Source organism: uncultured Subdoligranulum sp. (genome assembly GCF_937890665.1).
Map to the genome: position 1 here is coordinate 1 of NZ_CALADU010000031.1, position 5,424 is coordinate 5,424.

General features: G+C 61.7%; 3 protein-coding genes, 3 tRNA genes and 1 pseudogene. 1 reads left to right on the forward strand and 6 read right to left on the reverse strand.

Annotated elements, in window-relative coordinates; all coding sequences use genetic code 11:
* Positions 1-78 precede the first annotated feature (78 nt).
* From Q0526_RS01800 to Q0526_RS01825, 6 genes are all read right to left on the reverse strand, one after another.
* Positions 79-153, reverse strand: a tRNA-Gln gene (locus Q0526_RS01800).
* A 46-nt stretch (positions 154-199) separates the two neighbouring features.
* Positions 200-276, reverse strand: a tRNA-His gene (locus Q0526_RS01805).
* Positions 277-283: 7 nt separating this feature from the next.
* Positions 284-357: transfer RNA gene (locus Q0526_RS01810), tRNA-Arg, on the reverse strand.
* Positions 358-453: 96 nt separating this feature from the next.
* Entirely contained in the window at positions 454-2,301 is a 1,848-nt protein-coding gene (gene asnB, locus Q0526_RS01815; protein WP_298730274.1) for an asparagine synthase (glutamine-hydrolyzing), read from the reverse strand.
* Positions 2,302-2,320: 19 nt separating this feature from the next.
* Positions 2,321-3,538 carry an ATP-grasp domain-containing protein gene (locus Q0526_RS01820; protein ID WP_298730276.1) on the reverse strand — a complete coding sequence of 406 codons (1,218 nt, stop codon included), beginning with the start codon at positions 3,536-3,538 and terminating at the stop codon, positions 2,321-2,323.
* Positions 3,539-3,611: 73 nt separating this feature from the next.
* Positions 3,612-4,826: a helix-turn-helix domain-containing protein gene (locus tag Q0526_RS01825; protein ID WP_298730279.1), complete on the reverse strand. Its 1,215-nt coding sequence runs from the start codon at positions 4,824-4,826 to the stop codon at positions 3,612-3,614.
* A 145-nt stretch (positions 4,827-4,971) separates the two neighbouring features.
* Between Q0526_RS01825 and Q0526_RS01830 the strand changes: the two are divergent.
* Positions 4,972-5,424: pseudogene (locus tag Q0526_RS01830) on the forward strand (asparagine synthetase B); the annotation flags it as partial.

A 5,424-nucleotide genomic window follows, 5' to 3' on the forward strand; every position in this document is an offset into this window, starting at 1 on the left:
GCTATATTCGCCCACAAGCATAGCTTGTGGTTCTTATATGAAAAGAAAAACAGCGCTGCGTAAAACGCAACGCTGTTTTGGTTGGGCCGGCCGGATTTGAACCGACGGATGGAGGAGTCAAAGTCCTCTGCCTTACCGCTTGGCGACGGCCCATCGAAAAAAGAAAGGCCGTGCAGGGCTGGGCCTACACGGTCTTTGGTGGGGTGCCTAGAGAGATTCGAACTCTCGGCCTCCAGAGCCACAATCTGGCGCGCTAACCAACTGCGCCATAGGCACCACGAAATGCGCCCGAAGGGACTCGAACCCCTGACCCACTGCTTAGAAGGCAGTTGCTCTATCCACCTGAGCTACGGGCGCACATGGTTCGTGCCCATAGGGGCATGCTGCGAGGGTTATTATAGCAAAGAAGATCGTGCAAGTCAAGGGGTTTCGACAGGATTTTTTCGTATTTTTTTACAGACGGGGCGGCAGCGGGTCTACAAAATAGAGTTCGTACCACAAAATGAAGCAATAAAAACTCCAGATCTTGGTCATAGCTTGGGTTTTGCCTTCCCGGTGTTCGTCCAGCAGACGGCACAGTTCCCGGGTATCGAAAAACCGTTCTGCCACCGGGCCCACAAACTTTTCCCGCCCCATCGTGTAGTAGGTGTCCTGCCGCAGCCACTGGGCCAACGGCACCGGGAAGCCCCGTTTTTTGCGCCCCGCCAGCGCCGGGGGCAGGCTGCGCTCCGCCGCCGCCCGCAGCGCCACCTTGGTCTTACGCCGGGTGCAGCGCTTGGTACGGGGCAGTTCCATGGCCACCGCCAGCACCTCCCGGTCCAAAAAGGGAACCCGCAGTTCCAGACTGTGGGCCATACTCATCCGGTCGGCTTTGCGCAAAATATCCCGGGGCAGCCAAGTCTGCAAATCCACCCATTGCAGCGCGGTAGCTTCGTCCAGACCGCGCACCTTGTCAAAATAGGGTTTGAACCGCCGGGCCGGTGTCTGGGAAGAAAATTTTCGTTTTAGATAGCGCTCCCGTTCCTCGGGACTTTCAAACACATAGTTGGCCCGGGCACAGCGCTGCCAGCGGCTTTGCGCACCGCGGCGCAAAAAGCCGCATCCCGGAGCACAACGCCCCAACAGACGGCGCAGTCCCCGAGGCAGATGCTGCCACGCCTGCATATGCACCCCCTGACAGTAGAGCGGATACCCGCCGAACAACTCGTCGGCCCCCTCCCCTGAAAGCACCACCTTGACCCGCTGCCGTGCCGATTGACAGAGAAAATACAGCGGCACCTCCGCCGGGTTGGGCATCGGCTCGTCGAGGTACCACTGGATGGCCCGATTGGCCGCAAAAAACTGGTCGGCACTGACGGTGGTTTCGGTACAAGGCACCCCCAGCGCCTGAGCTGCTTCCCGGGCGGCGGGCAATTCCGAGTAGGCTTGCTCCGCATACCCCACCGAAAAGCACTGCAGCCCCTCCTGTTGCTGGGCCGCCTTACAAGCCGTCAGTGTGGAATCCACCCCGCCGGAGAGAAAACACCCCACCTCCACATCGGCCAGACGGTGGGCCGCCACACTGCCCGTGAAGGCCTTATCAATGGCTTCGGCCCATTCCGCCGGGCTTCGGTCCTGCCGGATGCGATAGCGGATCTTGCCGTACCGTTCCAGCGAGAGCCGTCCCTCTCGCCAGAGAAAACTGAAGCCGGGGCGCAGTTCGTACACCCCGGTGAAAAGCGTCTCGTCGCCGGGCAGATATTCCATGCTCAGATAATCGGGCAGTCGATCCTCATTGAAACGCTTTTCAAACCCCGGATGGGCCAGAAACGCCTTGATCTCGCTGGCAAAGAGAAACAGCTCCCCCTTGCGGTAATAGTAGAGCGGTTTGATGCCGAAAAGATCCCGTGCTCCAAAGAGCGTACCGGTGGTCCGGTCCCACAGCACGAAGGCAAACATCCCCCGCAATTTGCCGGGCAGAGCTTTGCCCCATTGCTCCCAACCGTGGAGAAGCACCTCGGTGTCGGAATGGGTGGCAAAGGTATGTCCCGCCGCCGACAACTGACGGGCCAGTTCGGGGTAGTTGTAGATCTCGCCGTTAAAAACTACCACCAAGGTGCCGTCCTCGTTGAACATCGGCTGGCCGCCGCCCTCCAGATCGATGATGGACAGTCGCCGGTGTCCCAGCGCTGCCCGGTCATCGGCATAGAGGCCTTCCCCGTCGGGACCGCGGTGGCGGATCAGGTTGGCCATCTGCTGGACGGTACGGCGGGCCGCCGCCGGATCATGGGTGGTTTCGGTAAAGCCGACAATGCCGCACATAGCGGGCCTCCTTTTCCCATCAGACAAGGTCGCTTGTGCCTTGCCGGTATCTGTACAATTTACGCCAATAACCGCCTTGACGTGCCCAGAACCAGACCCAGCGGGCCGGTCCTTCCCCCGGTGCCAGCAAATGGCGGCAGCCCCGGCCCCGGCGGCGCAGGGCGGCCGCCCGCCGCAGCAGCGTTTTGTTGGGGCAAAACCGGCGCACCGCCCCCCAAGGCGCCGTATACCACACCGATGGACGCAGTACCGGCAGCGTGACCGCCCTTTGCTGTACCAGATCTTCCACCAGTGGCCGGGCCAGATTGGCCCCCGCCGCCGTACAGAAGTAGGATGCACGCCCCTGCCGGGGATTCATCTCAAACAATACCGGCTGCCCGGCGCGGTCGTATTTCAGATCAAAATTGGCAAATCCCCGCCAGCCGTTACGGCGCAGCAGTTCCGTCAACGCCGTGAGCAGAGCGGTATCCTGCCGGGCCGGTTCGGTGAGGATGGCCCCGTAGTTGCCCACCCCTTCGGGGGTACGCTCCTGCAGTAATACCTGCCCCTGCACGATCCACGGCACACTGCCGTCCCGGGCGCAATAGGCATTGACGACGCTCAGCGCCGTGTCGGGACCGGGGATATACTCCTGCAAGAGCAGCGCCCCGCGGTAGCCGCCCTGTCTCACCGCGGCCACCACTGCTTGCAGCTGCTCGATGCTGTGGGTCAGGTACACCTTACGCTTACCCGCAAACCGGCAGTTCCAATACGCCGGAGAATCCGCCGGTTTGACAATGACCGGTCCATCGAAGGGCAGCTCCGGCAGGGGCGCGCCCTCTTGCAGGGTGACGCTTTGGGGGGTGCGCAGCCCTTGCGCCGCACAGACCGCCGCGAAACCCTCCTTGGTGCCCAGTGCGTCCACCACAGCGGGTTCCGGACAGGCAAACCGGTAGTAGGGTGCCAGCGCTTGCCGGCAGCGGGCCAACTGCATGGTATAGCCATCGGCACAGGAGACCAGCAGACAGGTGCGGGCGGGATGGGCCTTGGCCAGCGCCGTGAGCACCGCCGTAAACACCGCGTCCTCTTCCAGACGGGGATTCTGCACCGCCGCCCGCACCAGCCGACTGTGGGCCAACGCGGGCAGGGCCTTTTTGCAGACCGCCACACTGCGCACGCCGTAAGCTTCATAAAAGCTGCGGGCCATACCATAGACGTTGGCATCGCCCCCCAGCAGCACAGGCAAGACCCCGGCCACCGCCATCACCCCCTTGCCTTAGTGTATGACAAATGGGCTTGGCTATGCGCCGGGGTCTTGGATTTTTATTCCGTTACGATCTGGCAGAGAGAGGACGGGTATCGGTCCAAACGTTGCCGCTCGTATCGTACAGGTGGACTATCAGGTCCGCCGTGGTCACGGCATCATCCTGACAAATCCAGCCATCTTTTGTTTCCTCTTCCCAAAAATTTCCTTGCCAAACTTCGCCTTGGAAGCCGTCTCCGCTGTCCCATGTTCCTTGGCAAGCCAGTTCGATTTTCGCCATCGGTTCTCCGGCCGCACCGTTCACCCGTAGCTCCACTGTCACCGCCTGCACCTGCATCCAGACGGGTCGTTCAATTTCCAGTTCCACCGGGTAGCTGGTCAGCGTCAGCCGGGGTTGGCCGTCCGTTTCTTGGACTCGGTAGCCATAGCTATAATCACCGCCGGGGTTTCCCCAGACAAACCGGGGCCGGAAGTTCTCCTCGCTGCAATCCACCGTGCCCAGCGCCTCCTGCGTGACAGTTCCCGCTGCGTCCTGCCACTGCACCGCGAGTTCCGCCGTCTCTCCGATATGAAAGATGATGTCGTTCGCCACCCGGTAGACGCCGTCGGTGCCCAGAGACATGGCCAGCAGCTCGGTGGTACCGTCATAGGGGCCGCCCTGATGAACCAGCACCAACTGGCCCGTCATGCCGTCGGTGACGGTGCGGGGGGTGACCTCCACCTGAACGTTCACCCATGACCCGTCCAGATCATGGATCACCTTGCTGGTAGGCTGCCATTGCCAATCCAGCACAGTGGCCTCCCCCTGCCGTACCGCGGCTTGCAATTCCTCGATCTGGTCGGAGAGTTCTGCCTGCGTGCGGGAGAGCTGTGTCTGCACCGCCTGATAGTTTTGCGCCAAGGTCTGTACCTGCCGGTTATACTGGTACGCAGCCCCTGCCATAACACAGAACAGCACCGCCGCCACACCCAGCGCTGCACCACCCCAAAGGCGGCTGCGGCGGCGCTTGTCGGCATCCCGGGCATCCAGCAGCGCCCGCAGTGCGTCCAACGTCAGCGTAGGTTCGGGGGTCCCATTTTGCTGGGCTGCGGTGCCCAGCAGTTCATCCACGCCGACATCCAGCACACAGGCCAAAACCTGCAAATTTTCCAGACTGGGCAGGGCGGTGTCCTTCTCCCACTTACCCAGCGCCTGCCGGCTGACCCCCACCTGCTCGGCCAGCGCTTCCTGACTGAGGCCCTTGTTTTTTCGGGCTTCCTGAATTCTTTGCCCCAACGTCATCGTTGCCGCCTCCTTTCGGTACTGTCATTGTAGCATACTGCCTTGCGAAACACCAGCAAGTCGTCTTGTCAAACCCGCAACCCATGGTTGCCCGGGGATTTCTGCGCATACTATAAAACAGCTTATGGGAAATGAGGGACACCGAATGTGTGGAATTGCGGGATTTGTCACCGCCGGCAGCATGGCGGATGGCGGCGTGCTGCAGCAGATGCTGGCGCGCATCGCCCATCGTGGACCGGATGGTCAGGGCGTCTTTGTGGAAGGCCGGGCGGCGCTGGGACACCGGCGGCTAGCCATCATCGATCTGGACGGCGGGCCCCAGCCGATGTTCAACGAGGACGGCCATCTGGTGGTGGTCTTCAACGGGGAGATCTACAACTATTCGGCACTGACCAAGGAATTGACCGCCGCCGGACACACCTTTGCCACCCATTCCGACACCGAGGTACTGCTTCACGGCTGGGAGGAATGGGGGCGGGGTCTGCTGCCCCGGCTGCGGGGGATGTTCGCCTTCGCCCTATGGGACCGCACCGCCGGCACGTTGTTCTGCGCCCGGGACCCCTTCGGCATCAAGCCGCTCTACTACTATCCCATGGCC